A 24444-nucleotide genomic window follows, 5' to 3' on the forward strand; every position below is an offset into this window, starting at 1 on the left:
GTCTTTCATCCTGGGGTCTCTAGCGGGCTATTTCCGGTCCAAGAGGTGCGGATGCGGTAGGTCTGGGATGGTCCGTCCCGCTAAGGTGCTACCAATCCATAACGAGCGATTCAGATCGTCCTGATGGTCTCTCCGCGAGGCGTAGAGCAAGGCGTTTTCCACCTCGCGGGCGATGGTCCACTGCCTGGCCACCTCGGCGTCCAGTCCGGCCGCCTCACACAACATATTGAGCCGGTCCAAGAGAGCGAGCTCCGGGTTCTTCTCCGGTAGATCCAGCAGTCGATTATTCAGCATGGGCATTACCGCGAATTCGGCCTCGCCAACGATTCCCTGCGGATCGATGGCCAAGAAATCACTGGCCTTCCAGCCCTCGGTTCCGAGCCTGGCCAAAATATTCATGCCATGCAGATCGGCGTGTACCAGCACATCGCGATCTTCCCGACGACCCACCGCGCTGCGGGTCTGGGTTACCTCCAGGGCCGCTTCTAACAGCCACCGTGGGAAGGGCTCGGCCAGATCCTTCCAATCCGCCGGGAGCTCGTCATTCCAACGTTCGGCCTGGTCCGCGAGCGAGGGGATGCGTCGCCACTCGGGGCGGCCGTCCGGCCGAATTGATAGCTCGCGGACCAGCACGCCCCAGACCGCGATGGCATCCGGCATCGGGGCTGCCTGCAGCCAGCGATCGGCGTCAAGGCGTTCCAGCAGCATGGCCCGATCCTCCGGATCATTGTCCAAGAGCCGAACGGCACCGTGGCCCGCCCAGAGCCGGAGTGTATCCGGTTCGTGCGCGATGTCCTCGTAAGGGAAGGAAATCTTCACCACCGCGGAAAAGCCATCCTGGGTTATTACCGGCACTGCAATGCCGGTGTAACCATTCCAGGGCAGTTCTCCCTCGGCAAGGTCGGGGCGCACCTGCCAACGCTGAAAGGCGTCCTCCAAAAGCCCGGGGAGGCGACTCAACCAGGATCTGCGTTCGGCGGTATTGCTATAGCGCCTTTGCAGATCTTCCGGGAAGGGGACGCTCACAATTTCAGTCCTGGAAGTGGTTGTTGGGGAGCCGAGTAGAGCAGTGCGTTCCTGCCGCTGGCGAGCAACTGAGCGATCGCCCATTGCCGTAAGCTACCGTCGCTCAGTCCCACCAGATCGCCGTAGACCAGGCTCAATTGGTTCTCCAGGCTGGCTAGCACGGTGTTTGGGGAGGTCAAGAACGCGGCGCTCAGCGGGAAGCCCGGCTGTTGGGCGGGTGCTTGCAGGCAGAGCGCCTGGAACTGGTTTTGCGCAGCCGACAGGGAGGCTTGATGGCTTGCCAATAGCTTGAGGGTGGAATCGGTGGCTTGCTGGGTTTCCATCCGGGTAGCGGCCACCTGGTAGGCATAGATGGCCTTTTGCTCAGCCAGTGCCACGGCGTTAAGCGCATCTTGGCTGGCGGGTGCTTGCTGGCTGGCGGAACTGGCCGTTCCGGCGCTGCTCGATGAGCTAGTAGAACAAGAGGACGACGGCGGCGCGGTCACGGTGGGGGCGCTCACCGCCGAATGCTTCAGTCCGGAAAGCTGAGCGAGGTACTGGCTGGCGATAACTTGCCCGGAACCCACCGAAGCAAGCAAACGGGCGAGGCCGGGATCAACCGAGGCCGAGGTGCTCAGATTGCTTTGTGCCGCAGCATCCAAGCCCGCCACAAACTCCGCAACAGTGGGTTTTTGGGTGCCCTGAGAGGTGCTCTGAGGGGTGGTCGAAGCGGTGACAGTTGCCGTCGTCAGGCTCAAGGATTTAACCGCGGCGCTGAGTGTGCTTTCAGCGTTTTTCAGGGCGGGTAGCAGCGCAGCCTTGGGCGAGGCCGTCAAAAGTAACTGGGACTCGCTGAGTAGTTGCTGGGAAGAATTGAGAGCCTGCGAGCGGGCTTGTTCGGTGGCGGTGGGACCTGCCGGAACATTCGTTGCGACGGTGCTGCCGAGCGCCACTAAGAGCACCGCGAGCAAAGCCAGCAGCAACGCCCGGCGAGTCCAACGCCAGATTTTCCGACCAATTCGGTGCTCGGAGCCTTTGGCATCCTTAGCCAAGGCGCGCGCTGCGCTCCTGCTGCCCTCTTCCTTTTTTGCGGCCTCCTGGGCCCGCAGCGCCTGCCTGCTGGGTGCCTGCTCAGCAGGGGCGTCTTCAAAAGGGGCGTCTTCAAAAGGGGCCTGCTCAGAAGGGGCCTGCTCAATCGGCTCGGCCGCCGGGGTCGATTCTGGTTCAAGTTTTGGTTCTGTGACCGGCACCAGGGCTGGTTTTGGCTCTGTCGCGAGGGACGGCTCTTCGACTGGCCCCGGAGCTGCCAGGAAAGCGGGTTCTGCCTCGACGTTCGCCAAGGGGGGACTCGCGGGCTCCAGGGCAGGAGCTAGCCCAAAGTCATCGAACTGGTAGCTCTCCACCGGGGTTTCACTGGCTGGAGTGTCCTCTTCGGACCCTGTCTCTTGAAGCGGTTCCTCCAGAGTTGGTTGCTCTTGAGCGGGCTCGACTGCGGTTTCCGACTGAGGACTGGATTCGGTCGAGGCAGTTTGGAGGACTTTTGTCTCGGGCTCTGCCGGGACAACCGCGGGCAGAGTCGGTGGCCCTGCAGGCGCGCTGGCCCGCCTTGATTTTCCGCGTTTGCTGACCCTGATTTGCGGCGCCAAGCCCGCCGCCGCGGTGACCTCGGCAGCTTCGGTTGCGCCGCGGTCGAACTCTTGGGGCGCGGTGGGCTGCTGCATGGCCATCGGGTCAGTCACGGCTTCGATCATGCCATGTTCGTATCCGCAATGCATCCGATACCGAACTCACCACCCCGTGCGCTTGATAAGCTATACATTTACAACATCATCACGTGGCGGCCGCTGAGGGCGCAGGAGGGCTTTGAGTATGTCCAAGCCGGATCGCTCGCAGCGGCTCTATAGCCTGCTTGAACCTATTGTGATCGAACAGGGTCTCTACCTGGAAGATGTTAGCGAGCACCTCGCGGGGGCGCAGCGCACGGTACAGGTGGTCGTTGATCTGCCGGAGACCGAAGGTGGCAGCGTGAGCCTGGACGCCATCGCGGAGATCGCCCAGCAGCTTTCCGCGGCCTTGGACCAGGACCCCGAAGATGATGGCAAGCCCTATGACCTTGAGGTTTCCTCTCCCGGAGTGAGCAGGCCGCTCACCGAGCTCAGGCACTGGCGCCGGGCACTTGGCAGAATGGTTCGGGTGAACGTCCTGCAAGGAGAAAATCTCAGCGGGCGGCTGGTTGAGGTGCAGGAAAAGGGGATACTCCTGCGCTCGGAGCGAATCATCAAAAAAGGTATGAAACCAAAAATTTCCGAGCCCGAATTCATCGGTTTCGAAAAAATCCGTCGAGGCAATGTCGAGGTGGAATTCGCTCAGGCGGAGGATGCCGGAACGCACGAACAGCTCGGGGAAGAACCCGATCAGAAAGGTCAGGAATGAGATGGATATTGACATGAGCGCGCTGCGTTTGCTGGAGCGCGAACGTGAGATTCCGCTGGAAAAGCTCATTCCGACCATTGAGCAGGCACTCCTGGTGGCCTATCACAAGACTCCGGGTGCCATTGATCAGGCGCGGGCAGAACTGGATAGGAAGAGCGGCCACGTCACCATCTGGGCTGCCGAACTGGACGACGACGGCGCCACGGTCGGCGAATTTGACGACACCCCAGAGGGCTTTGGACGGATTGCCGCCAGTACTGCGCGGCAGATCATCCTGCAAAGACTCCGTGATGTTGAAGACGATAACGTGCTGGGTGAGTTCCGCGGCAAAGAAGGAGAGCTAGTCTCCGGGCAGATCCAGCAGGGCCACAACCCGCATATGGTTCAGGTGAACTTGGGCACCGTTGAGGCTGTGCTGCCGCCCACCGAGCAATCACCTGGGGAGCGTTACCTGCACGGAAACCGGCTGCGTGCTTTTGTGATCGATGTGCGCCGTGGACCGAAGGGACCGTCCATTACGCTGTCTCGTTCGCACCCGGGTCTGGTGCGCAAGCTCTTCGAGTTGGAAGTCCCGGAAATCGCAGATAAGTCCGTGGAGATCGTTGCGCTGGCCCGTGAAGCAGGTCACCGCACCAAAATTGCTGTCAAGGCTAATCAGCCGGGTATTAATGCCAAGGGTGCCTGCATCGGAGAAATGGGCGCCCGAGTGCGTGCGGTGATGAACGAATTGAACGACGAGAAGATCGATATCGTTGATTTCAGTGATGATCCCGCGACTTTCATCGCGAGCTCGCTTTCACCCTCGAGGGTCAATTCGGTGACCATTGTCGATGAATCCGCCCGCTCCGCCCGTGTTGTGGTGCCGGATTATCAGCTCTCCTTGGCCATCGGCAAGGAAGGTCAGAATGCCCGGCTGGCGGCGAAACTGACCGGTTGGCGGATCGACATTCTTTCCGATGCGGCTGCTAGCGAATCCTCCGATCCTAGCTAGAACCCTCGGCCGGCGTTCCACAGGACTGAGCCAAAACCGGCACTTGGGCCGGAGCGGGATTGGGATTGGTGCCAGCCGGAGGGCTAGAATGGATGCGGCCGGGTCTTTCGACCGCAGCATTTCCCCTCAGGTATAGCAACCAAGGTGTAGTAGAAGGTTCCATAGTGTCTAACACACCGATGCGCACCTGCGTGGGATGCCGTCGTCGTGATATCCAGCCGAATTTGCTACGGGTGGTGAGGACCTCGATCGGTTCACTCGAAACAGATCCTCAACGGCGCTTGGCAGGCCGGGGTGCTTGGTTGCACCCTAAGAAGGACTGCCTTGAACTGGCACTCAAACGGCGTGGCTTCGCCCGGACTTTTAGAGGTCCGGTCGATACCGGGCCGATTGAAAAGCAACTAACCGAAGCAATAGCACGACACGAACTAATCCAACCTGAAAGCGGGTCAGAAAACTGATGGAAACCCGATGAGTACCCAGCGATGAGTGCCGAACTGCGAGCTAAGCAATGAGAATTTTATTGCGCTCAAAAGTTGGCCATTCCCCGGTGGAAACCCAACCTAAGAATTAGATGGTTCGTGCCTGACTCGGTGCGAGCCGAGACAGGAGTAAAGCGTGGCCAAGGCCCGTGTACATGAGCTCGCCAAAGAGCTCGGAATCAGTTCCAAAGACGCAGTAGCGAAGCTGCAAGAACTGGGCGAATTCGTTCGCTCAGCATCATCGACCATTGAAGCGCCGGTGGTGAAGAAACTTCGCGAAGCCTTCCCGAACGTGGCACCAGCCGCCAAGGAAGAGGCTCCTAAAGCAGCAGCCAAACCGGCTCCTAAAGCGCCGGTTAAAGCTGTCGAAACACCGGTTGCACCGGAGGTCAAGACCGAGGCGCCCGTCGTCGCGGAAACGGCACCAGCACCGGCTCCCAGCCAGCGCCCGAGTGCTACGCCCGCGGCTCAGCCGAACGGCGCTCCGCGTCCCGGTAATAATCCCTTCGCAACTTCTCAGGGCATGCCGCGTGCCGGTGCGCCCGCTGAAGGCGAACGACCTGCCGCCCCGGCTGCACCGCGTCCCGGTGGTACCGCTGGTCCCCGTCCGGGCGATCAGCGTGCTCCGCGTCCCGGTGGCTCCGGTGGTCCGCGCCCGGGTAACAACCCCTTTGCCTCCTCGCAGGGCATGCCGCGTGCCGGTGCCCGTCCGGATGGCGAACGCCCCGGTGGCCCGCGCCCCGGTGCCGGTAGCCCCCGTCCGGGTGCTTCCGCAGGTCCCCGTCCAGGCGGCTCCGGTGGTCCGCGTCCCGGTGGTGGCAACCGGCCAACTCCCGGCATGATGCCGAACCGCACCGAGCGTCCCGCAGCGGGTGCTCGTGGCGGCGCGGCTGGTGCCGGCGGCCCAGGTCGTGGCGGCGGTGCCCGCCCCGGTGGAGCCCCAGGTGGCGCACCGGGTGGCGCTCCCGCAGGCGGTGGCTTCGGTAAGGGCGGTCGCGGTCGCGGCGGCACTCAGGGTGCCTTCGGTAAGGGAGGCGCCGGTCGCGGTAAGCAGCGCAAGTCGAAGCGGGCGAAGCGGCAAGAGCTGGAGCAGATGAGTGCTCCGTCGCTGGGCGGCGTGTCCGTACCCAGAGGCGATGGCAACACCGTGGTCCGCTTGCGCCGTGGCTCCTCGATCACCGATTTCGCCGATAAGATCGAGGCGAATCCGGCAGCACTGGTAACCGTGCTCTTCCACTTGGGTGAGATGGCAACCGCCACACAGTCGCTCGATGAAGACACCTTTGCCCTGCTTGGTGAAGAACTTGGTTACAAGTTGCAGGTGGTTTCCCCCGAGGACGAAGAGCGCGAGCTGCTTTCCAGCTTCGACATCGACTTCGAGGCCGAACTGGACGCCGAAGGCGACGAGGATCTACAGGCTCGTCCGCCGGTTGTTACCGTGATGGGTCACGTTGACCACGGTAAGACTCGCTTGCTCGATGCGATCCGTAACTCGGACGTAATGGCCGACGAACACGGTGGCATCACCCAGCACATCGGTGCCTACCAGGTCAACCACGAGCACGAAGGTGAACTCCGTAAGATCACCTTCATCGATACCCCGGGTCACGAGGCGTTCACCGCCATGCGTGCCCGTGGCGCTCGGGTTACCGATATCGCCATCTTGGTGGTCGCAGCGGACGACGGCGTGATGCCGCAGACCGTTGAGGCGCTCAACCACGCCCAGGCAGCCAATGTGCCGATCGTGGTCGCAGTGAACAAGATCGATAAGGAAGGCGCGAACCCGGAGAAGATCCGTGGCCAGCTCACCGAATACGGACTGGTTCCCGAAGATTATGGTGGAGACACCATGTTCGTGGACGTCTCCGCGCGGCAGAACCTGAATATCGACAACCTGCTTGAAGCCGTCATGCTTACGGCCGATGCAGCCCTCGATCTGCGGGCAAACCCGGATAAGGACGCCCGCGGCATCGCGATCGAAGCGAACCTTGATAAGGGTCGTGGCTCGGTGGCTACGGTGCTGGTGCAGTCCGGCACGCTGAAGGTTGGCGACACCATCGTGGCGGGTACCGCTCATGGTCGCGTTCGTGCGATGTTCGACGAGGACGGCGTGGCCGTTGAAGAGGCAGGCCCCTCGCGGCCTGTGCAGGTGCTTGGCCTGTCCTCGGTGCCCAGCGCCGGCGACACTTTCTTCGTCACCAGCGACGAGCGGACCGCACGTCAGATTGCCGAGAAGCGTGAAGCTGCCGACCGTAACGCAGCGCTGGCCAAGCGTCGTAAGAGGATCAGCCTCGAGGACTTCGATCAGGCCGTTGCCGACGGCAAGGTGGATACCCTCAACCTCATCCTCAAGGGCGATGTCTCCGGTGCTGTTGAAGCGCTTGAGGATTCCTTGCTCAAGATCGATGTGGGCGAAGGCGTGCAGTTGCGCGTTATCCACCGTGGTGTTGGTGCGATCACCCAGAACGACGTCAACCTGGCGACCGTGGACAACGCGATCATCATTGGCTTCAACGTCAAGCCTGCCGAGCGGGTGGCTGAACTGGCCGACCGCGAAGGCGTCGATATGCGCTTCTACTCGGTCATCTACGCAGCGATCGACGATATCGAGCTGGCTCTCAAGGGCATGCTCAAGCCGGAATACGAAGAGGTCCAGTTGGGAACCGCGGAAATCCGCGAGATCTTCCGCTCCTCCAAGTTCGGCAATATCGCAGGCTCGATTGTGCGCAGCGGCTTGATTCGACGCAATGCCAAGGCTCGGGTGCTCCGCAACGGCAACGTTATCGGGGAAAACCTCACCGTGGATTCGCTCAAGCGGTTCAAGGACGATGCTACCGAGGTCCGCGAGGGCTTCGAATGCGGTATCGGCCTGGGATCGTTCAACGATCTGCAGCTCGAGGACATTATCGAGACCTTCGAAATGCGCGAAAAGCCACGCGTCTAAATCATCTCGCAGTCCAACCAGATGTGGGGTCCTGCCCGCTCCGCGGTGCCCACCACACCCTGACCCCACATCTGGCCCGGACCGCTACAAGATTGTAGGAGGAACACTATGGTTGATCCCGCACGGGCTGCACGATTGGCCCAACGTATCAAAGTGATCGTCGCGGAGGCACTGCGCAAGCAGGTGAAAGAACCCGGCGTGGAGAACATCACGCTCACCGAGGCTCGGGTTACCAATGACTTGCAGCACGCCACGCTGTATTACACAATTTTTGGTGATGCGGAAGCTAAGGCTGAAGCCACCGCATCTTTGGAGAAATCCAGGGGCATCTTGCGTCGTGAGGTGGGTAAGAACCTCACCATCCGGCTCACGCCAACCCTGGAGTTCATCGCGGATGAGATTCCGGAGACGGCGACGCATCTGGAGGAACTGATCCGCGAAGCCAAGGTGCGCGACGCCGAGACGGCCGCTCAGGCTGCCAAGGCTAACTTTGCTGGGGAAGCCGATCCCTATAAGAAGCCGGTCGAAGAATCTGAGGATTCCGAAGAGGAGTAAACCTCCCGCGCCTTTGGAACCCAGTTGTCCCACTCGTTGGTACGGAAGTTGCAGAAGTTCGGCAAATTTTGCCACATCTGTAACTCTGGTAACACTCAGTGGGACAACTGGGTCCGCTGGGTTTGCTAGAGCAGCTGGATTGGGTGGGACAGCTGGATCAGGGCTGGGGAATCCTGGAGATGCCCTCCAGCAACTCGGCGGTATCGCCGCAGAGCGCGATCCGAACCCAACCTTCGCCCTGGCTGCCGAAGGCTGTTCCCGGTGCCAACGCCACGCCGTCGGACGCTAAGAATCCGTGCACCCACTTTCGCACATCTCCGCCGCTGACATGGGAGACATCAGCCCAGAGGTAGAACGCTCCCTGCGCCTCCAAAAAGCGGATACCGCGGGATCGAAGTGCGGCTTCCGCCGCGTCTCGATTGGCGCGATAGTGTTCGCGCGCGGCATCGACATAGTCCTGGGGCCCGGTCAAAGCGGCCAGGGCAGCATACTGAGCGGGAGTGCTGACACAGGAAAAGGTCGATTCCACCGTGCTGGCCACGGTGCCCGCCATCTCGGGTGGGGTGAGGAGCGCACCCACCCGAATGCCGGTCAGACCATAGGTCTTCGACGCCGTCCAGGAAACCAAAACCCGTCCGTCGGTATCGAAGCGGACCGGGCTAATATGGGGCAAATCAAAGGTGAAAGCCTCGTAGCATTCATCAGAAACCAGCCATAGATCGTGTTTGCGCGCCAGCTCAACCAGCGCCTCGGTGAGTTCGGCACTGAGCACCGCACCCAGCGGATTCGAGGGCGAATTGAGTACCAAGACCTTGGTGCGTGAGGTGATCTGAGCCTCCACATCGGCCACCTGCGGTTGGAAACCGTGCTCGGCATGCAGCGGATAGCCCACCGGTGCCGCTCCCAATAAGCGACTGGTCATGCCGAAAGTCGGATAGCCCGGATTCGGGATCAACACCTCGTCCCCGGGGGAGAGCAGCAGGCTGAGCGCGAGATGCAGACCCTGTTGCGCACCGGCCGTGACAAAGATCCGGCTCGGCTCCACGCGCACCCCCTGATCGGCGAGTAGCCGGGCCGCAAAAGCTTCGCGTAGCGCCGGAAGGCCGCCGTTGGGCGTGTAGTTGGTCTCATCCCGCAGTAGACAATCGATGCCGGCCTGCCGGATATGCATCGGCACCTCAAAGCCCGGTTCACCAATGCTGAGCACCAATGAATCCGGCCGTGCCCAGGCCGCTTCGGTGATCTCTCTGATCTGATTGGCGGGCAGTGCGTTGATATGGGCGGCGAGCGAAGGCATAGAGCCAACATATACTGAAAGGCGTGCTTTCAGGACTCGTGATCGTCGATAAACCCCAGGGCTGGACCAGTCACGATGTGGTGGCCAAAATGCGGAGGCTCGCAGGTACCCGCAAGGTCGGCCACGCCGGCACCTTGGACCCAATGGCCACCGGTGTGTTGGTGATCGGGATCAATAAGGCCACCCGATTGCTTACCTATATCGTCGGCACCTCCAAGACCTACACCACCACGATTCGGCTAGGGCAATCCACGGTCACCGACGATGCCGAAGGGGAAACAACAAGCATCAGTACGACGACGGCGCTCACCGAGCAGCAGATCCGGCAGGCGATAGCGGGACTCACCGGCGAAATCCAGCAGGTGCCCAGCAGCGTGAGCGCCATTAAGGTCAATGGCGAACGCTCCTATGCTCGGGTCCGTGCCGGGGAAGAGGTGGAACTGGCAGCCCGCGCCGTGACCATCGAACGGTTCGAACTGCATGAACTGCGCAGAGGCCAGGCCGAGGGGATGGAGTTCGTCGATCTCGACGCCACGGTGGAATGTTCCTCGGGCACCTATATTCGTGCCTTGGCCCGCGACCTCGGCCAGCAGCTCAGCGTTGGCGGGCATCTGACGGCTCTGCGCCGGACCGCCGTCGGGCCCTATTCAATTGATCAGGCCAGGAGCCTGGAACAGCTCGAAGAGGACCTCGGTGTGCTGGAAATGGGACAGGCTGCCAGGGCGCTCATGCCGGTGCGCGAGTTGAGCCAAGAAGAAACCATCGAGCTGTCCTTTGGTCGCCGGATTCCGGCAGGCGAATTGCCGCCACCTAGCCAGCCGGTCGCCGCCTTCGCCCCCGACGGCACCTTGGTGGCGCTTTTAGAGGATCCGGGTCAGGCGGGGAAAAACGCCAAGGCGGTTTTGGTTTTCGCTCCGGCCGAGAACGCGGTGGGAGGGAAAGCATGATCGTGGATGGCTGGTTCATTGCCTCCCTGGTCGTCGGCTTGGCTTCCACGGTGATCTGTTTCGGTGCGGCAGCGCTCAAAAAAGGGCCAAACGATGTGACCATCCTCTCGGTGGCTGCCGTGGAGTTGTTTCTGCTGGTTTTCCTGGTGGCGAGCATTGTCCGGCAGGGCGGCGGCGAGCAGATTCAGGGCGAGCCTTGGGAGTTCTGGGGTTATTTGATCACCGCCGTGGTGATCCCGATTGGCGGAGTCTGGTGGTCCTTGTTGGAGCGCAGTCGCTGGAGCAATGTGGTGTTGGGCTCCGTGGGGTTGATCGCGATCGTGATGATGTACCGGATGAATCAGATTTGGTTCGGCTAATGGCGGACTTGAGTAGCGAACAGGACAAAAGATGAGCGATTCGACGAGCAGCCGGGCGAGCGGTCCGGGCCGGATCTTGATTGCGGTGTACGGGGTGTTTGCACTGGCCGCGACGGCGCGGGCTGGCTATCAGATTGCCACTAAGTTCTCCGAAGCACCCACCGCCTATCTCCTCTCTGCACTGGCAGCGGTGGTCTATGTCGCGGCGACTATCTCTTTGGCCAAGCGTGGGCTGCGCTGGTACTGGGCTTCAGTGATTGCGGTCTCGGTGGAGCTGCTGGGCGTGCTCGTGGTGGGCGCACTCAGCCTGCTAGACGCCAAAGCTTTTCCGCACGATACGGTGTGGAGCGTTTTCGGCCGGGGCTACGGCTTCGTACCCTTGCTGCTGCCCGTATTGGGGCTGATCTGGCTGTACCGGAAGCGGCCATCCGCGGTTGCTAGTGCTGAGTGACCAGGTGCTGCGCCCGCTCGAAGTCTCGGACGCCGAGGCTTACGCGCGACTACTCAGAGACCCAGAGGTGGTCTATTGGACCGGTTCCGATCCGCGTATCGGCGTAGATCAAGCTGTCGAGCTGATCCTCGATCGAGGAGTCCCGCGCTGGGCGATTTATCTACCGGATACCCAAGCATTACTCGGAGTTCTTTCCTTACGCACGGTCAATGACCGGACCGGCTCACTGAGTATCAAACTGGCAGCCGAGGCACGGGGACGAGGTCTGGCAACCAGAGCCGTGGCAGAACTCATTGAGTGGGCTTTCGACGAGGCTGACTTCGAACTACTGCACTGGCCCGCCGCCGTCGGCAATGAACCGAGTCGTCGGCTTGCCGAGCGATCGGGCTTCCGGTTGGATGGAACGATCCGGGGCCAGAATCGAGCCGGTGGAGAACGCGCCGATGGCTGGATTTTTAGCCGTCACCGAGAAGACGTAGTAGGGGAGAAGATGACCGAGCAGAACAGCCAGCAGCACGCTGCCGAAGCAACGATAGCTCCGGTGGTGCCCAAGCTGAGCGACGGAGTAATCACGTTGCGTGGATTGGAGCTTGCCGACGCGGAGCAGGTGGCTGCCAACTGCCAGGACCCGGCAGCGCAGCGCTGGCTGCCCGCGCTGCCGAATCCCTATACTCTCCAGGACGCGCAAACCTTCATCAAGGACTTCGCCCAGGCGGGATGGCTGAATGGAGAGCGGCAGACCTTTGCGGTAGCGGATAACGCGAGTGGAAACTTTATCGGCACCATTGACTTACACCTCTTCCGCGCCAGCACCGCCGAGCTGGGCATCAATATCGGGCCGGGCGCCCGGGGGAGCGGGACAGCACTGCGGGCCGTCCAGGTGCTGGTTGATTACGCCTTCAACGGCCTGAACCTCCAACACCTGTACTGGCGGGCCGAGGTGCCCAACTGGGCTAGCCGGAAGCTCGCTTGGAAGGCAGGCTTCCGGCTGGAGGCAACACTGCGATCCTTTGGCGAGAACAAAGGTGAAGCGGTGGACATGTGGCTACTCTCGTTGGCCAGCGGAGAGCAAGGTGAACCGCAGGAAGAATGGGCTGGGCCGGTGCAGCCCGAACCTAGGTTATGAAAACGACTAGCCCAGGAAACCCAACTGGGTAACTGCCTCACGTTCTTCAAGAAGTTCTGATACCGAGGCGTCGATCCGAGCCCTAGAAAAGTCATTCAGCTCCAAGTCCGGAACAATGCGATACTCGCCGTCCTGTGCGGTGCAGGGGAAAGAACTGACAATCCCTTCCGCTACGCCGTAGCTGCCATCGCTCGGTACCGCCATCGAGACCCAATCCTGGTTCGGGGTGCCTAAGACCCAATCTCGTAGATGATCGATCGTCGCGCTGGCTGCCGAGGCTGCACTGGATGAACCTCGCGCGGCAATAATCGCAGCCCCACGGTTCGCCACGGTAGGAATGAATTCCTGCTCAAGCCAGTGCTGATCATCAATTAAGTCCGAGATGCTCTGCTCGCCGCGACGAGCAGAAAAGATATCGGGGTACTGGCTGGCCGAATGATTCCCCCAGATCGTCATCCGGTTCAACTCACGCACTGGGCAATGCAACTTTGCGGCCAACTGAGCGAGCGCCCGATTATGGTCCAGGCGGGTCAAAGCGGTGAAGCGACTGGCCGGGATATCCGGGGCGTTGCTCAGCGCGATCAGGGCGTTCGTATTGGCTGGATTGCCAGTCACCACAACCCGAAGATCCTCGGCAGCGCCATTGTTCAAGGCCTTACCCTGCGCGGAGAAGATCGCCCCATTGGCTTCCAAGAGGTCTCTGCGTTCCATTCCTGGCCCGCGCGGCCTGGCGCCAACCAACAGAGCCGCATTTACGCCGTCGAACACTTTCTCTGGGTTATCCCCGATCTGCACGGAATCCAGCAAGGGGAAGGCGCCATCCAGCAATTCCATCACCACGCCCTCCAGGGCCGGCAGTGCGGGTGCGATCTCCAGCAGCCTCAGCTCCACGGGAGTGTGTGGACCAAATAGGTCACCGCTGGCAATCCGGAACAGCAAGCTGTAACCGATCTGACCGGCAGCTCCGGTGACGGCTACTTTGATCGGGGTGCTACTCACGGCTGCTCCTTCTGAGGAGATCGGGACCAATCGGCGTTTCATCGCCAGTCTACGTTCGCTTGCACCGAGTGCCACAGCCGTTCCGCCCCGGAAATCTGTGGGATTCATGAGAACATAGCTTGACTAGCCGATTGTGGAAGGACCAGCAGATGAGCGAATCAGTATTTCCCGAGGAAACCCCCTCCGAGGATGCATCGGCTGCGGATGCCAGCTCGATCGAACCCGCCCCAGACGAAACCAGCAGCACCGAGGCTGCCGAATCCCGTGCGGACTGGAAAGTTTTCCGTCTTGTAGTTGCCCTGCTGGGCCTGGTGATCGTGGGCTTCGGACTGTTCGATCTCTTCACCGGCACCAGCGGACTGCCGGATGCGATCAGCGAGAAAAACGCCACTCTGGAAAGCAATTACCGGTTCTTGGCCGCCTTGATGGTTGGCGTCGGTGCCGCGTTCATCGCCATTGCGATCAAGTTCACGTGGGCGAATGTGTTGATCTTCGTTTGCGCCACCATCTTCCTCGGCGGCCTGGCACGGGTGGTCTCCTGGGCGATCAGCGGGCTGCCCAATGTGCTGATGATCTTGCTGATGATTATCGAACTCGTGGTGCCGCCGGTCATCGCGGTCTGGTACTTGTGGATCAACCGCACACAGAAGCTGCGGGAGACCTACCGGGGCATGGGAGCGCTGCCGAAGCAGTAATCTGAGATACGTGCAATATTTCAACGGCCTTGCCGAAGTGCCTGCAGACTTCGGCCCCTCAGTGGTGACCCTTGGCAATTTCGACGGCGTCCACCGCGGTCATCAGGAAGTGCTCAGTCAGTTGGTGCTCACCGCCCAAAAGCGGGATGCTCGGGCGGTAGCGATCACTTTTGACCCGCCGCCCGCACAGGTGCACCGGCCCAAGAGTGCACCAGCCCAGATCATGAGTCTGCAAGACCGGCTGGCGATTATGGCTGGAACCGGCCTCGACGCCGTCCTGGTGTTGAACTACACCTTGGAGTTCGCCCAGCAAAGCGCTGAGGAGTTCGTCCGCTCCACCTTCGTGGAAGCTTTGCGAGCCGCTGTTGTGGTGGTGGGCCACGATGTACGTTTTGGCCGCGACAATGCTGGCGATCTTTCCACCATGCAGGAGCTAGGCGAGAAGTATGGTTTCCACGTCGAGGTGATCAAGGAGTTCGGCGACGACCGTCGTTGTTCCTCCACCTGGGTCCGTGAGGCTCTGCAGCGTGGCGAAGTGGGAACGGCGGCAGAGGTACTGGGCCGTCCGCATCATATGCGCGGAGAAGTGGTGCACGGGGCTGCCCGCGGCCGCGAGCTGGGATTCCCCACCGCCAATTTGGCCGCCGACGCTTCCGGTTTCATCCCGGCGGACGGCATCTACGCAGGCTGGCTGATCGATCAAGCTGGGGTGCGCTGGCCTGCTGCTATCTCGGTGGGTAGCAATCCAACCTTCGAGGGCGTGAGCAGGCAGGTCGAGGCGCATGTTCTGGACCGGCCGGAGGAGGCAGTGGAGGAATTCGATCTCTACGGACAGTTCGTCACGGTCGAGTTCGTCGAACGGCTGCGGGGGATGGTTGCCTACACCGGCCCCGAAGCCCTGGTTGAGCAGATGTGCAAGGACGTAGAGCAAGCCCGGGCTCTGCTCTCCCGCGACACCCGTGACGGCGATACGCGCGAGTTCGCTTCCTAGTCTCGGGTTCGCCCGTCTTAACAGGCGATCCCGAGAGGCAAGCGCGAACTCGCGGCATAACGCGAACTCGCGGGACAGTGCGGTGGGAGGGGCCGCTGTTTCGACATAACCTTCACCCGCAGAGTAAACTGGAACGGTAAATCCGGCTGCAGTCCGTGGCGGCTGGGTTTCCTGGTGTCCGAGTGCCGTCCGCGCGAGCTGACGACAGTATCGGGCAGCTCGCACCCGTTGACGAAGGGTCAAAAGGGATTCACGGCACAACTCAAGGAGTTACCTGTGGCATTAGAAGCCGCTGTTAAGCAAGAAATCATCAAGGAATACGCCACCGGCGAAGGTGACACCGGCTCGCCGGAGGTCCAGGTTGCAATGCTCTCCAAGCGCATTTCCGATCTGACCGAACACCTTAAGGTTCACAAGCATGATCACCACACCCGTCGTGGTCTGATGGCCCTGGTTGGCCGTCGCAAGCGCTTGCTGAGCTACTTGAAAGATACTGATATCACTCGCTACCGTGCGCTCATCGAGCGCCTCGGCCTGCGTCGATAACATGCTTTTCAGGGCCGCATTCCGGGGACGGAATGCGGCCCTGCTTAGATCAAAGAAAAATTATTAGGCGGGCACGCCGGACGCAGGAACATTCGCGGTCCTCGGTAGTGACCTCCGGATCCTGACATCAGGATTCCGTGGGTCTCGATCGAAGACCGGGTGTCTCGAACGGCCGGTATGCCCTCCGTCGAACAGAAACGGAGGTGACTCTCTATGGAGGGTCCCGAAATCCAATTCGCCGAAGCCGTGATCGATAACGGTCGCTTTGGCAAACGCACTATCCGCTTTGAAACCGGTCGGCTCGCGCAGCAGGCTGCCGGTGCAGCGATGGTTTACATCGATGACGACACCGCCTTGCTGTCCGCAACCACTGCGGGCAAGCAGCCGCGCGAAGGCTTCGACTTCTTCCCGCTGACCGTGGATGTGGAAGAGCGGATGTACGCCGCTGGCCGCATCCCCGGATCGTTCTTCCGTCGTGAAGGCCGCCCCTCCACCGAAGCGATTCTGGCTTGCCGCCTGATGGACCGCCCGCTGCGCCCGGCCTTCGTGAAGGGCTTGCGCAACGAGGTCCAGATCGTGGTCACCGTGCTGGCGATCAACCCGGACGAACTGTACGACGTGGTCGCTATCAACGCCTCCTCGATGTCCACTCAGCTTTCCGGTCTGCCGTTCTCCGGCCCGATCGGCGGCGTTCGCGTTGCTTTGATCGAAGACCAGTGGGTAGCGTTCCCGCGCCACTCCGAGATGGAAAAAGCCGTCTTCAACATGGTGGTTGCTGGCAGGGTTGCCGGTGACGACGTCGCCATCATGATGGTTGAGGCCGAAGCCACCGACAACTCCTGGAACTTGATCAAGGAAAACGGTGCCACCGCGCCGACCGAAGAGATCGTTTCCGAGGGCCTGGAAGCTGCCAAGCCGTTCATCAAGGCACTGTGCGAGGCTCAGGCCGATTTGGCTGCCCGCGCCGCCAAGCCAACCGTTGAGTTCCCGATCTTCCTGGATTACCAGGATGACGTGTACGCAGCCGTTGACGCTGCTGCCGCCGCCAAGCTCACCGAGGTCTTCCAGATCGCGGATAAGCAGGAGCGCGACAACGCCTCCGACGCGCTCAAGGACGAGGTCATTGCTAACCTTGCCGGTCAGTTCGAAGGCCGCGAAAAGGAGCTTTCCGCTGCTTTCCGCTCGGTCACCAAGCAGGTTGTGCGTCAGCGCATCCTCAAGGACCAGATCCGCATCGACGGCCGTGGCCTGACGGACATCCGCCAGCTCACCGCCGAGGTCGAGGTACTGCCTCGGGTTCACGGCTCGGCTATCTTCGAGCGTGGCGAGACCCAGATCATGGGCGTCACCACCTTGAACATGCTCAAGATGGAACAGCAGATTGATTCGCTCTCGCCGGTAACCCGCAAGCGTTACATGCACAACTACAACTTCCCGCCGTACTCCACCGGTGAAACCGGCCGGGTGGGTTCGCCCAAGCGCCGCGAAATCGGCCACGGTGCTCTCGCTGAGCGCGCCCTGGTTCCGGTGCTGCCCTCGCGTGAAGAGTTCCCTTACGCGATCCGTCAGGTCTCCGAGGCTCTCGGCTCCAACGGTTCGACGTCGATGGGCTCGGTCTGTGCTTCCACCCTGTCGCTACTCAACGCCGGTGTGCCGCTCAAGGCTCCGGTGGCCGGTATTGCGATGGGCTTGGTCTCCGACCAGGTCGATGGCCAGACCCGCTACGCCGCGCTGACCGATATCCTCGGTGCCGAAGATGCTTTCGGTGACATGGACTTCAAGGTGGCCGGTACTTCCGAGTTCGTCACCGCGATCCAGCTCGACACCAAGCTCGACGGCATCCCGGCCTCCGTGCTGGCTGCCGCGCTCAAGCAGGCTCGTGAAGCCCGCTTGCACATCCTGGGCGTGCTGAACGCCGCGATTGACGTACCGGACGAGCTCTCCGAGTTCGCGCCTCGCGTTATCGCGGTCAAGATCCCGGTTGACAAGATCGGCGAGGTCATTGGGCCCAAGGGCAAGATGATCAACCAGATCCAGGAGGACACCGGCGCGGACATCTCGATCGAGGATGACGGCACGGTGTACATCGGCGCGACCAACGGTCCTTCGGCCGATGCCGCCCGCTCCGCGATCAACGCGATCGCCAACCCGCAGGTCCCCGAGATCGGCGAGCGTTACCTGGGCACCGTGGTGAAGACCACGACCTTCGGTGCTTTCATCTCGCTCACCCCGGGCAAGGACGGGCTGCTGCACGTCACCGAGCTGCGCAAGATCAACGATGGCAAGCGCGTGGACAACGTCGATGACGTGGTCTCCGTTGGCCAGAAGATCCAGGTGGAAATCACCAAGATCGACGACCGTGGAAAGCTTTCGCTCTCCCCGGTGATCGCGGAGTCTGACACGGAATCGGCTGCCACTGAAGAGGCCACCGAAACCGCTGAAGTTGCGGCTAACTAAGCTATTGGCTGAACAACTACCGCTGATCTCCGCCAAGTCCTTGCAAGGCGAGCAGTCCTTGCCGGGCCAGGCACCCGTCAGCCAGCTAGTCTCCGGGGAACCGGGCGGCGCCGTCGTGCGCCGCTCGGTTCTACCCGGCGGTGTGCGGGTGCTGACGGAATCGATGCCTGGTCAACGCAGCGCGACGATCGGCTTTTGGGTTGGTGTTGGCTCTCGGGACGAAGCCGAGAGCCAACACGGCTCAACCCACTTTTTGGAACATCTGCTCTTCAAAGGAACTTCTCGGCGCACCGCCTTGGAGATCGCCTCCGCCTTTGACGAGGTGGGCGGTGAGTCCAATGCGGCCACCGCAAAAGAGAGCACCTGCTACTACGCCCGGGTGCTGGACAGCGATGTCTCGATGGCAATCGAAGTGATTGCCGATATGGTTACCTCCGCGGTGCTGGATCCTCAAGAGCTCGAAGCCGAGCGTGAGGTTATCCTGGAAGAAATCGCGATGGATAGCGACGACCCCACAGACGTGGCACATGAGAAATTTGTCGCGGCAGTGCTGGGCATCCATCCGCTAGGCAGGCCCATTGGTGGCACTCCAGAAGCTATCCGGGCAGTTTCCCGAGACTCGGTCTGGGAGCACTACCGGCGCTACTATCGTCCCGAAGAACTGGTGATCACCGCTGCTGGCGGACTGGACCATGATGATGTCTGTGCGCAGGTGCTGGAAGCGCTGCGAAAGGCCGGCTGGAGCCTTGATCCCCAAGCAACCCCGGTAGCCCGGCGGGACACCAATCTCGTTTCGATCAATGGTTCTGCGGGCCTGCAAGTGGTGCCGCGCCAGGTGGAGCAAGCCAATATCATCCTCGGCTGCCCCTCGATTGTGGCCACCGATGAACGACGCTTCGTGATGAGCTTGCTGAACGCCATTCTGGGCGGCGGCATGTCCTCCCGACTTTTCCAAGAGATCCGGGAGAAGCGCGGTCTGGTCTATTCCACCTACTCCTTCGCCTCCGCCTACGCGGATGCAGGCTACTTCGGCATGTACGCGGGTTGTGCTCCGCAAAAGGTACAACAGGTGCTTTCGCTCCTGGTGGCCGAGCTGGAGAAGCTTGCCGCTGAGGGAGTTACCGATCAGGAACTGAAGAAAGCCATTGGACAGTTGTCCGGTGGAATTGTGCTGGCTCTGGAGGACACCGGATCACGGATGTCCAGATTAGGCCGGGCCGAATTGGTCTCTGGCGAGTTCTTGGATATCGATCAAACCCTGGACCGGATTCGCGCGGTGACCGCCGCGCAGGTCCAAGAACTGGCGCAAGAACTAGCTGCCGCTCCGCGTACGGTGACCGTCGTCGGTCCCTTCGAGGAAACCGAGACTTTCGAACTCTGAGACAGCTCCGAGACAGCCCTGAGTAGCTAGGCTGAGTAACTATCCTTGGGTAACTGCCAAAGGCGGAGTGTGCTAGCCGCCAGCGAAGGGTGGCAGCACGTCGATCAGATCCTCGTTCCGAACCACTGTTGCCAACTCTCGCAGCGCCACCTCGTTGCGCAGAAAAGAACAGCGTCCTAGCAGCTCGGCGAGCGCTGGGACGCCGACACTAGCCGGGGAGGGGTGCCTCCTAGCCAGTTGCTCCAGCAGCTCGGAGAACGGCAGCGGAGCGGGCAAATCAAGGGTTTCCTGCTCGATTCCGGTAGCTGCCCGCGCAGCGGCGAAGTAACTGATAATCACCTTCAGCCGCCGATCGCGCTCATGCTGCGGTCGGACTGAACGTAGTCGGCGGAATCCAGGCCCACATGATCCATGCCGTGCGCCTTGGGCTTGGCCCACATGGCCTGCTTCCAGCGCTCGGCTATCGCCTCGTCGTCGGCTCCGGAGCGCAATAGATCCAGCAGGTCCACCTCCTCGCGGGAGAATAGGCAGCTCATTACCTTACCCTCGGCCGTGATCCGGGTCCGCCGGCAATCCGCACAGAATGGTTCGGTAACCGAGGCGATGATCCCCACCGTGCCAAGCAACTCTGCGGAGCCGATCCGGCGAACCTCGAAGCGTTCGGCCGGGGCACCATCACGGTCCCCGGGATCGGTGGAAAGCTCAAACTGTTCGGAGAGCAGGCTGCGGACCTCGGCGGCCGTGACCATGCCTTCCCTGGTCCAGCCGTGATCGGCGTCCAAGGGCATCTGCTCAATGAAACGCAGTTCAATTCCACGTTCCAGGCACCAACCCAGCAAACCTGGGGCCTCGGCATCGTTCACTCCGCGCATCAGTACCGCGTTGACCTTGAGCGGGGTAAGGCCGGCGGAAAGCGCCGCCTCAATGCCTTCAAGTACCTGATCGAGGAAGGGCCGCCGAGTCAGCTGCGCAAAGGTCTCCGCATGCAGCGAGTCCAGTGAGATATTGATCCGGCTCAGCCCGGCCGCTTTCAAGGCAGCGGCGCGACGGCTCAGACCCACGGCATTACTGGTCATCGAAATGGGCAGTTCGGGGTTCTCGGCCCGTAATCCAGCGATAATTTCCACCAGATCTGCCCTGACCAGTGGTTCACCGCCGGTCAGCCGGAGTTCGCGGATACCCAAATCGGCAACCCCGATCCGGACTAGTCGCTGAATTTCGACGGCGGTCATCACCTGGGACTTCCGCAGCCAGTCAAGGCCCTCGGCGGGCATACAGTAGCTGCAGCGAAGATTGCACTTATCGGTGAGTGAAATGCGCAGATCGGTGGCCCGCCGACCGAATCGGTCCATCAGCCCTTCCGCCCGCGCGGGCATGCCGAGCGGGATAGGAGCTGAGCTAAGAACCATACCTCTACGCTACGCCACCGGAGCCCACTTGGAGGCGGCTAATCTCCTTCTTGGCTGTGCAGCTTGGCTTTGCAAAGCATAGGCTCGTGCTATGGACTCGCTCAGATCATTCACCGGCGGCAGGAATCTTAGGAACACACTTGCCGTCACGGCCACCGCAGCCTTGCTGCTTTCCGGGCTGGTGGCCTGCTCCGGGGCAAACTCGGCGACGAGCGGGAGCCCGACGGCGGGCAGCCAGAGCGGTTCGGCGCAGCAGGCTCAGGTGACGGTTTTCGCGGCGGCTTCTTTGACCGAGGTGATGAAGACACTGACCGATAAGTATCACCAGGAGCATCCGGAGGTGGACTTCACACTTAGCTATGCCGCTAGCTCCCAGCTGGTCCAGCAACTCAGCGCCGGGGCGAAGGCCGATGTGCTGGTCACCGCGGACGAGGCCTCCATCGCCGGGCTGCAAGCAAAGACCAGCGACCCCGTGCTCGCCTCCGGCAGCACCATTATTGCCAGCAATAAAATAGTGCTGGCGCTCGCTCCGGGAAATCCCGGCAAGATCAGCTCACTGCAAGATGCCGCTGCCAGCGATAAGATCGCGGTCTGCGCTCCGGAGGTGCCTTGCGGCCGGGCAGCGAAGCGCGTGCTGGACGCCGCCGGGCTATCGCTGAAGTCACCGAGTCAGGAGAACGACGTCAAGGCCGTGCTGACCAAGGTTTACACCGGACAGGTGGACGCTGGCTTCGTATACAGCACCGATGCCAAGTCTGCCGCCAACCAGGGTGTGAGCAGCATTGCGCTGAACGATACGAGCCCCAATAAATACCCGGTTGCGCTCACCGTCGAGGGTGCCAAGAGCCCCGGAGTGCTGGCCTTTCGGAATTGGCTGGCGGGCTCCGAAGCCGCCGGAATCCTGGCAGCCGCGGGCTTCGGTCCAGGGGAATCGACGGGCTCCAGCCTGAAGACCCCTAACGCTTCGTATGGGCCGAAATAGGAAATGCCGCATTTCATCCGGTCCACCCTGCCGCGCTGGCTGTGGCTACCGGCAGGTTTAGCGCTCTTCCTCTGCGCTGGTCCGCTGATTGCCTTGCTAGTCAAAGCGCCCTGGACCCAATTGCCAGCCCTGCTGAGCAGCCCAGACGCCCTGCAGTCCTTGGTGCTGTCGCTTTTTACGGCCTGCGTTTCGACGGTTTTATGTGCCCTGCTGGGCTTGCCGCTGGCGGTGATCCTGAGCAAGCTCAAGGGCTTCTGGATCTCTCTGATGCGTGGTCTATTGCTGATCCCGCTGGTGCTTTCCCCTGTGGTTTCCGGGATCGCCCTGCTCTACTTCTGGGGTCGCAACGGCCTCTTTGGTTCGCTATTGGCCGATGGTGGCCTTGATGTTGGCTTCAGTCCCTGGGCCGTGATCTTGGTGCAGGTGTTCGTCTCACTGCCCTTTTTTGTGATTTCCGCGCTAACTAGCCTGAACGCCGTCGAACCGGAAATGGAGATGGTGGCCGCCACCAGCGGGGCCAAGGCCGGCCAGATCTTGCGCTTTATCACTGTGCCATTGGCGCTGCCCGGAATCTTAGTTGGTTCGCTTTTGGCTTTTGCTCGCTCGCTGGGGGAGTACGGCGCCACCATTACCTTTGCCGGATCGATTGCCGGGCGCACCCGAACGCTGCCCTTGCAGATCGAATTGAGCTTGAATTCGAACCAGCCGGAGGCGGCCTTGGGAATTTCCTTGATGCTGATTGGCATTTACATTATTGTGCTGCTCTTGGCGCGGGTGAGCACCGGAAGATTGCTGATCGGCAATGCCAAGGAGGCGCCGCGATGAAAAGCTCTTGGAACTGGTGGTCCGCACTCTGCGGAGTAATTTCGGTGGGCTTGGGCCTACTGCTTTCCGAATTGGTCGCGGGCTTTCTCAGCCCCTCCGTTTCCGCCTTGACAGCGGTGGGTGGGGTGGTGATCGATGCGCTTCCGCCCGGGGTGAAGGACTGGGCCATCTCTCTTTTCGGCACCTCGGATAAGACCGTTTTCCTACTCGCGATGTGCGTTATCGTGGTGCTGCTCGCTGGGTTGGCCGGCGTGCTAGAGCTGCGGAAGAAGAACTGGGGACAGGTCGGGGTCGGTATCTTCGGCGTGCTCGGGGTACTGGCAGTGCTCAGCCGGGCGCAAGCCGCCCCGGTGGCGTTGCTCTCCCCGCTGGTGGCCGCCGTCGTAGGGATCTTGTTACTGCGGATCTCGGTAGCTAAATTGCGCGGCTGGCAGGCAGCGCCAGCGGCCGCCAACGGTCGCCGTGCCTTCCTGCGCACCGTGACCAGGAGCGGGCTTGGCCTGCTCCTCGCCGCCTTGGCCACCGCAGCCCTGCGCGGTTCGCAGGCCGCCTATCAGGGTGCTCGGGACAAGTTATTGCTGCCCGTCCCGGCGAACCCCGCCCCCGCCATTCCGGCCAGCGCCCGGCTGCCAGTACCCGGCATCAGCGATCTGGTCACCGGGAATCAGCAGTTTTACCGGATAGATACCGCGCTTTCGGTTCCGGTGGTCAATCCGGACGATTGGCAACTCAAGGTCACCGGTTTGGTAGACCGAGAGGTCACTCTGAACCTGAGCGAGTTGCTGAGCCAGCCGATGGTGGAGCGCTATGTCACCATCGCCTGCGTCTCCAATGAGGTGGGGGGCGATCTGATCGGCAACGCCCGCTGGTTGGGCTGGCCGGTGCGTGAGTTGCTGGCTAGGGCGGGGGTGAAGTCCGGTGCGGATATGGTGCTTTCCCGCAGTACCGATGGCTTCACTGCGAGTACCCCGCTTGAGGCGATGACCGATCAGCGTGATGCCTTGATCGCGGTGGCCATGAACGGGGAATTCCTGCCCTTGGAACATGGATTCCCGGCCCGGCTGATTGTCCCGGGACTCTACGGCTACGTCTCGGCGACCAAATGGCTGACCGAGCTGAAGGTCACTACCTTTGCCGCCGACGTCGCCTATTGGTCCACTCGTGGCTGGTCCGATCATGGACCCATTAAGCAGTCCTCCCGGATCGATACGCCCCGGCAGGGGGCTTCGGTGAGTGCGGGAAAGGTGGTTTTCGCCGGAATGGCTTGGGCTCAAGGCAAAGGCATCAGCAAGGTGGAGGTCAAGCTCGACGGCGGCGGGTGGCAGCCTGCGCAACTGGCCACCGGGATCTCCAAGGACAGTTGGCTGCAATGGCGAGCAGAACTCCAACTCGCCTCCGGCCAACATCAAGTTCAGGTCCGCAGCACCGATGGCTCCGGGGTGCTGCAGAGCGCAGATTCGGCACCACCCGCTCCCGATGGTTCCAGTGGGTACCATCAAATTTCCGTGACTGCCTCCTGAACTTCGCTGGGCCGGGAACCGCTGGGCTGAGAACTGCAAGAAACTGTAA

23 protein-coding genes are annotated in these 24444 nt (G+C 61.5%); 17 read left to right on the plus strand and 6 right to left on the minus strand.

Annotated features, from left to right (window positions below; genetic code table 11):
• Positions 1-27: 27 nt before the first annotated feature.
• Positions 28-1026 carry an aminoglycoside phosphotransferase family protein gene (locus FHU41_RS14590; protein ID WP_343046345.1) on the minus strand — a complete coding sequence of 333 codons (999 nt, stop codon included), beginning with the start codon at positions 1024-1026 and terminating at the stop codon, positions 28-30.
• Entirely contained in the window at positions 1023-2756 is a 1734-nt protein-coding gene (locus FHU41_RS14595; protein ID WP_179390324.1) for a DUF4439 domain-containing protein, read from the minus strand. The genes FHU41_RS14590 and FHU41_RS14595 overlap by 4 nt, the downstream gene beginning before the upstream one ends.
• Before the next feature lie 118 nt (positions 2757-2874).
• On the opposite strand from FHU41_RS14595, the gene FHU41_RS14600 reads away from it, so the two are divergent.
• The 5 genes from FHU41_RS14600 (at position 2875) to rbfA (ending at position 8410) form a co-directional block, all read left to right on the plus strand.
• Positions 2875-3438 carry a ribosome maturation factor RimP gene (locus FHU41_RS14600; protein ID WP_179390325.1) on the plus strand — a complete coding sequence of 188 codons (564 nt, stop codon included), beginning with the start codon at positions 2875-2877 and terminating at the stop codon, positions 3436-3438.
• 1 nt (position 3439) lies between these two features.
• A complete protein-coding gene (nusA, locus tag FHU41_RS14605) occupies positions 3440-4429 on the plus strand; it encodes a transcription termination factor NusA (protein WP_179390326.1) in 990 nt (329 codons plus the stop codon).
• Between the two features lie 179 nt (positions 4430-4608).
• Positions 4609-4890: a YlxR family protein gene (locus tag FHU41_RS14610; protein ID WP_246279733.1), complete on the plus strand. Its 282-nt coding sequence runs from the start codon at positions 4609-4611 to the stop codon at positions 4888-4890.
• Between the two features lie 157 nt (positions 4891-5047).
• Positions 5048-7855, plus strand: a complete 2808-nt coding sequence (infB, locus tag FHU41_RS14615; protein WP_179390328.1) for a translation initiation factor IF-2 — start codon at positions 5048-5050, stop codon at positions 7853-7855.
• A 108-nt stretch (positions 7856-7963) separates the two neighbouring features.
• Entirely contained in the window at positions 7964-8410 is a 447-nt protein-coding gene (gene rbfA, locus FHU41_RS14620; RefSeq protein WP_179390329.1) for a 30S ribosome-binding factor RbfA, read from the plus strand.
• A gap of 157 nt (positions 8411-8567) precedes the next feature.
• On the opposite strand, the gene FHU41_RS14625 is transcribed toward rbfA, so the two are convergent.
• A complete protein-coding gene (locus FHU41_RS14625) occupies positions 8568-9707 on the minus strand; it encodes a pyridoxal phosphate-dependent aminotransferase (RefSeq protein WP_179390330.1) in 1140 nt (379 codons plus the stop codon).
• Positions 9708-9730: 23 nt separating this feature from the next.
• On the opposite strand from FHU41_RS14625, the gene truB reads away from it, so the two are divergent.
• Genes truB through FHU41_RS14645 form a run of 4 tightly spaced genes read left to right on the plus strand, consistent with a single transcriptional unit; the run spans position 9731 to position 12590 of the window.
• Entirely contained in the window at positions 9731-10654 is a 924-nt protein-coding gene (truB, locus tag FHU41_RS14630; RefSeq protein WP_179390331.1) for a tRNA pseudouridine(55) synthase TruB, read from the plus strand.
• Entirely contained in the window at positions 10651-11013 is a 363-nt protein-coding gene (locus FHU41_RS14635; RefSeq protein WP_218847235.1) for a hypothetical protein, read from the plus strand. The genes truB and FHU41_RS14635 overlap by 4 nt, the downstream gene beginning before the upstream one ends.
• Before the next feature lie 31 nt (positions 11014-11044).
• Positions 11045-11464, plus strand: coding sequence for a hypothetical protein (locus FHU41_RS14640; protein WP_179390332.1), 420 nt, complete (start codon positions 11045-11047; stop codon positions 11462-11464).
• Between the two features lie 4 nt (positions 11465-11468).
• A complete protein-coding gene (locus FHU41_RS14645) occupies positions 11469-12590 on the plus strand; it encodes a GNAT family N-acetyltransferase (RefSeq protein WP_179390333.1) in 1122 nt (373 codons plus the stop codon).
• 6 nt (positions 12591-12596) lie between these two features.
• Here FHU41_RS14645 and FHU41_RS14650 read toward each other — a convergent pair whose 3' ends face one another.
• Positions 12597-13589: a malate dehydrogenase gene (locus FHU41_RS14650; protein WP_179390334.1), complete on the minus strand. Its 993-nt coding sequence runs from the start codon at positions 13587-13589 to the stop codon at positions 12597-12599.
• Positions 13590-13738: 149 nt separating this feature from the next.
• On the opposite strand from FHU41_RS14650, the gene FHU41_RS14655 reads away from it, so the two are divergent.
• The 5 genes from FHU41_RS14655 to FHU41_RS14675 all read left to right on the plus strand — a co-directional run bounded on the left by FHU41_RS14655 (position 13739) and on the right by FHU41_RS14675 (position 19659).
• Positions 13739-14284 carry a DUF4345 domain-containing protein gene (locus FHU41_RS14655; protein ID WP_179390335.1) on the plus strand — a complete coding sequence of 182 codons (546 nt, stop codon included), beginning with the start codon at positions 13739-13741 and terminating at the stop codon, positions 14282-14284.
• A gap of 10 nt (positions 14285-14294) precedes the next feature.
• Positions 14295-15275 (plus strand): bifunctional riboflavin kinase/FAD synthetase, encoded by a 981-nt coding sequence (locus tag FHU41_RS14660; RefSeq protein WP_179390336.1) that lies wholly within the window; start codon positions 14295-14297, stop codon positions 15273-15275.
• 276 nt (positions 15276-15551) lie between these two features.
• The gene (rpsO, locus tag FHU41_RS14665) at positions 15552-15821 is read left to right on the plus strand and encodes a 30S ribosomal protein S15 (protein ID WP_179390337.1); all 270 of its coding nucleotides are present in this window, start codon (positions 15552-15554) and stop codon (positions 15819-15821) included.
• A gap of 213 nt (positions 15822-16034) precedes the next feature.
• Complete coding sequence (locus tag FHU41_RS14670) at positions 16035-18278, plus strand: polyribonucleotide nucleotidyltransferase (RefSeq protein ID WP_179390338.1); 2244 nt, start codon at positions 16035-16037, stop codon at positions 18276-18278.
• Between the two features lie 25 nt (positions 18279-18303).
• Positions 18304-19659: an insulinase family protein gene (locus FHU41_RS14675; protein WP_179390496.1), complete on the plus strand. Its 1356-nt coding sequence runs from the start codon at positions 18304-18306 to the stop codon at positions 19657-19659.
• A 72-nt stretch (positions 19660-19731) separates the two neighbouring features.
• Here FHU41_RS14675 and FHU41_RS14680 read toward each other — a convergent pair whose 3' ends face one another.
• Together FHU41_RS14680 and moaA are read right to left on the minus strand one after the other, a co-directional pair.
• Positions 19732-19998, minus strand: coding sequence for a MoaD/ThiS family protein (locus FHU41_RS14680; protein WP_179390339.1), 267 nt, complete (start codon positions 19996-19998; stop codon positions 19732-19734).
• Between the two features lie 2 nt (positions 19999-20000).
• Positions 20001-21068: a GTP 3',8-cyclase MoaA gene (moaA, locus tag FHU41_RS14685; RefSeq protein ID WP_179390340.1), complete on the minus strand. Its 1068-nt coding sequence runs from the start codon at positions 21066-21068 to the stop codon at positions 20001-20003.
• Between the two features lie 91 nt (positions 21069-21159).
• On the opposite strand from moaA, the gene modA reads away from it, so the two are divergent.
• Genes modA through FHU41_RS14700 form a run of 3 tightly spaced genes read left to right on the plus strand, consistent with a single transcriptional unit; the run spans position 21160 to position 24395 of the window.
• A complete protein-coding gene (gene modA, locus FHU41_RS14690; RefSeq protein ID WP_179390341.1) occupies positions 21160-22050 on the plus strand; it encodes a molybdate ABC transporter substrate-binding protein in 891 nt (296 codons plus the stop codon).
• A gap of 3 nt (positions 22051-22053) precedes the next feature.
• The gene (locus FHU41_RS14695; RefSeq protein ID WP_179390342.1) at positions 22054-22875 is read left to right on the plus strand and encodes a molybdate ABC transporter permease subunit; all 822 of its coding nucleotides are present in this window, start codon (positions 22054-22056) and stop codon (positions 22873-22875) included.
• The gene (locus tag FHU41_RS14700; protein ID WP_179390343.1) at positions 22872-24395 is read left to right on the plus strand and encodes a molybdopterin-dependent oxidoreductase; all 1524 of its coding nucleotides are present in this window, start codon (positions 22872-22874) and stop codon (positions 24393-24395) included. The genes FHU41_RS14695 and FHU41_RS14700 overlap by 4 nt, the downstream gene beginning before the upstream one ends.
• Positions 24396-24444: the final 49 nt, after the last annotated feature.

This window comes from Psychromicrobium silvestre, from assembly GCF_013408295.1.
GTDB classification, from domain to species: domain Bacteria; phylum Actinomycetota; class Actinomycetes; order Actinomycetales; family Micrococcaceae; genus Renibacterium; species Renibacterium silvestre.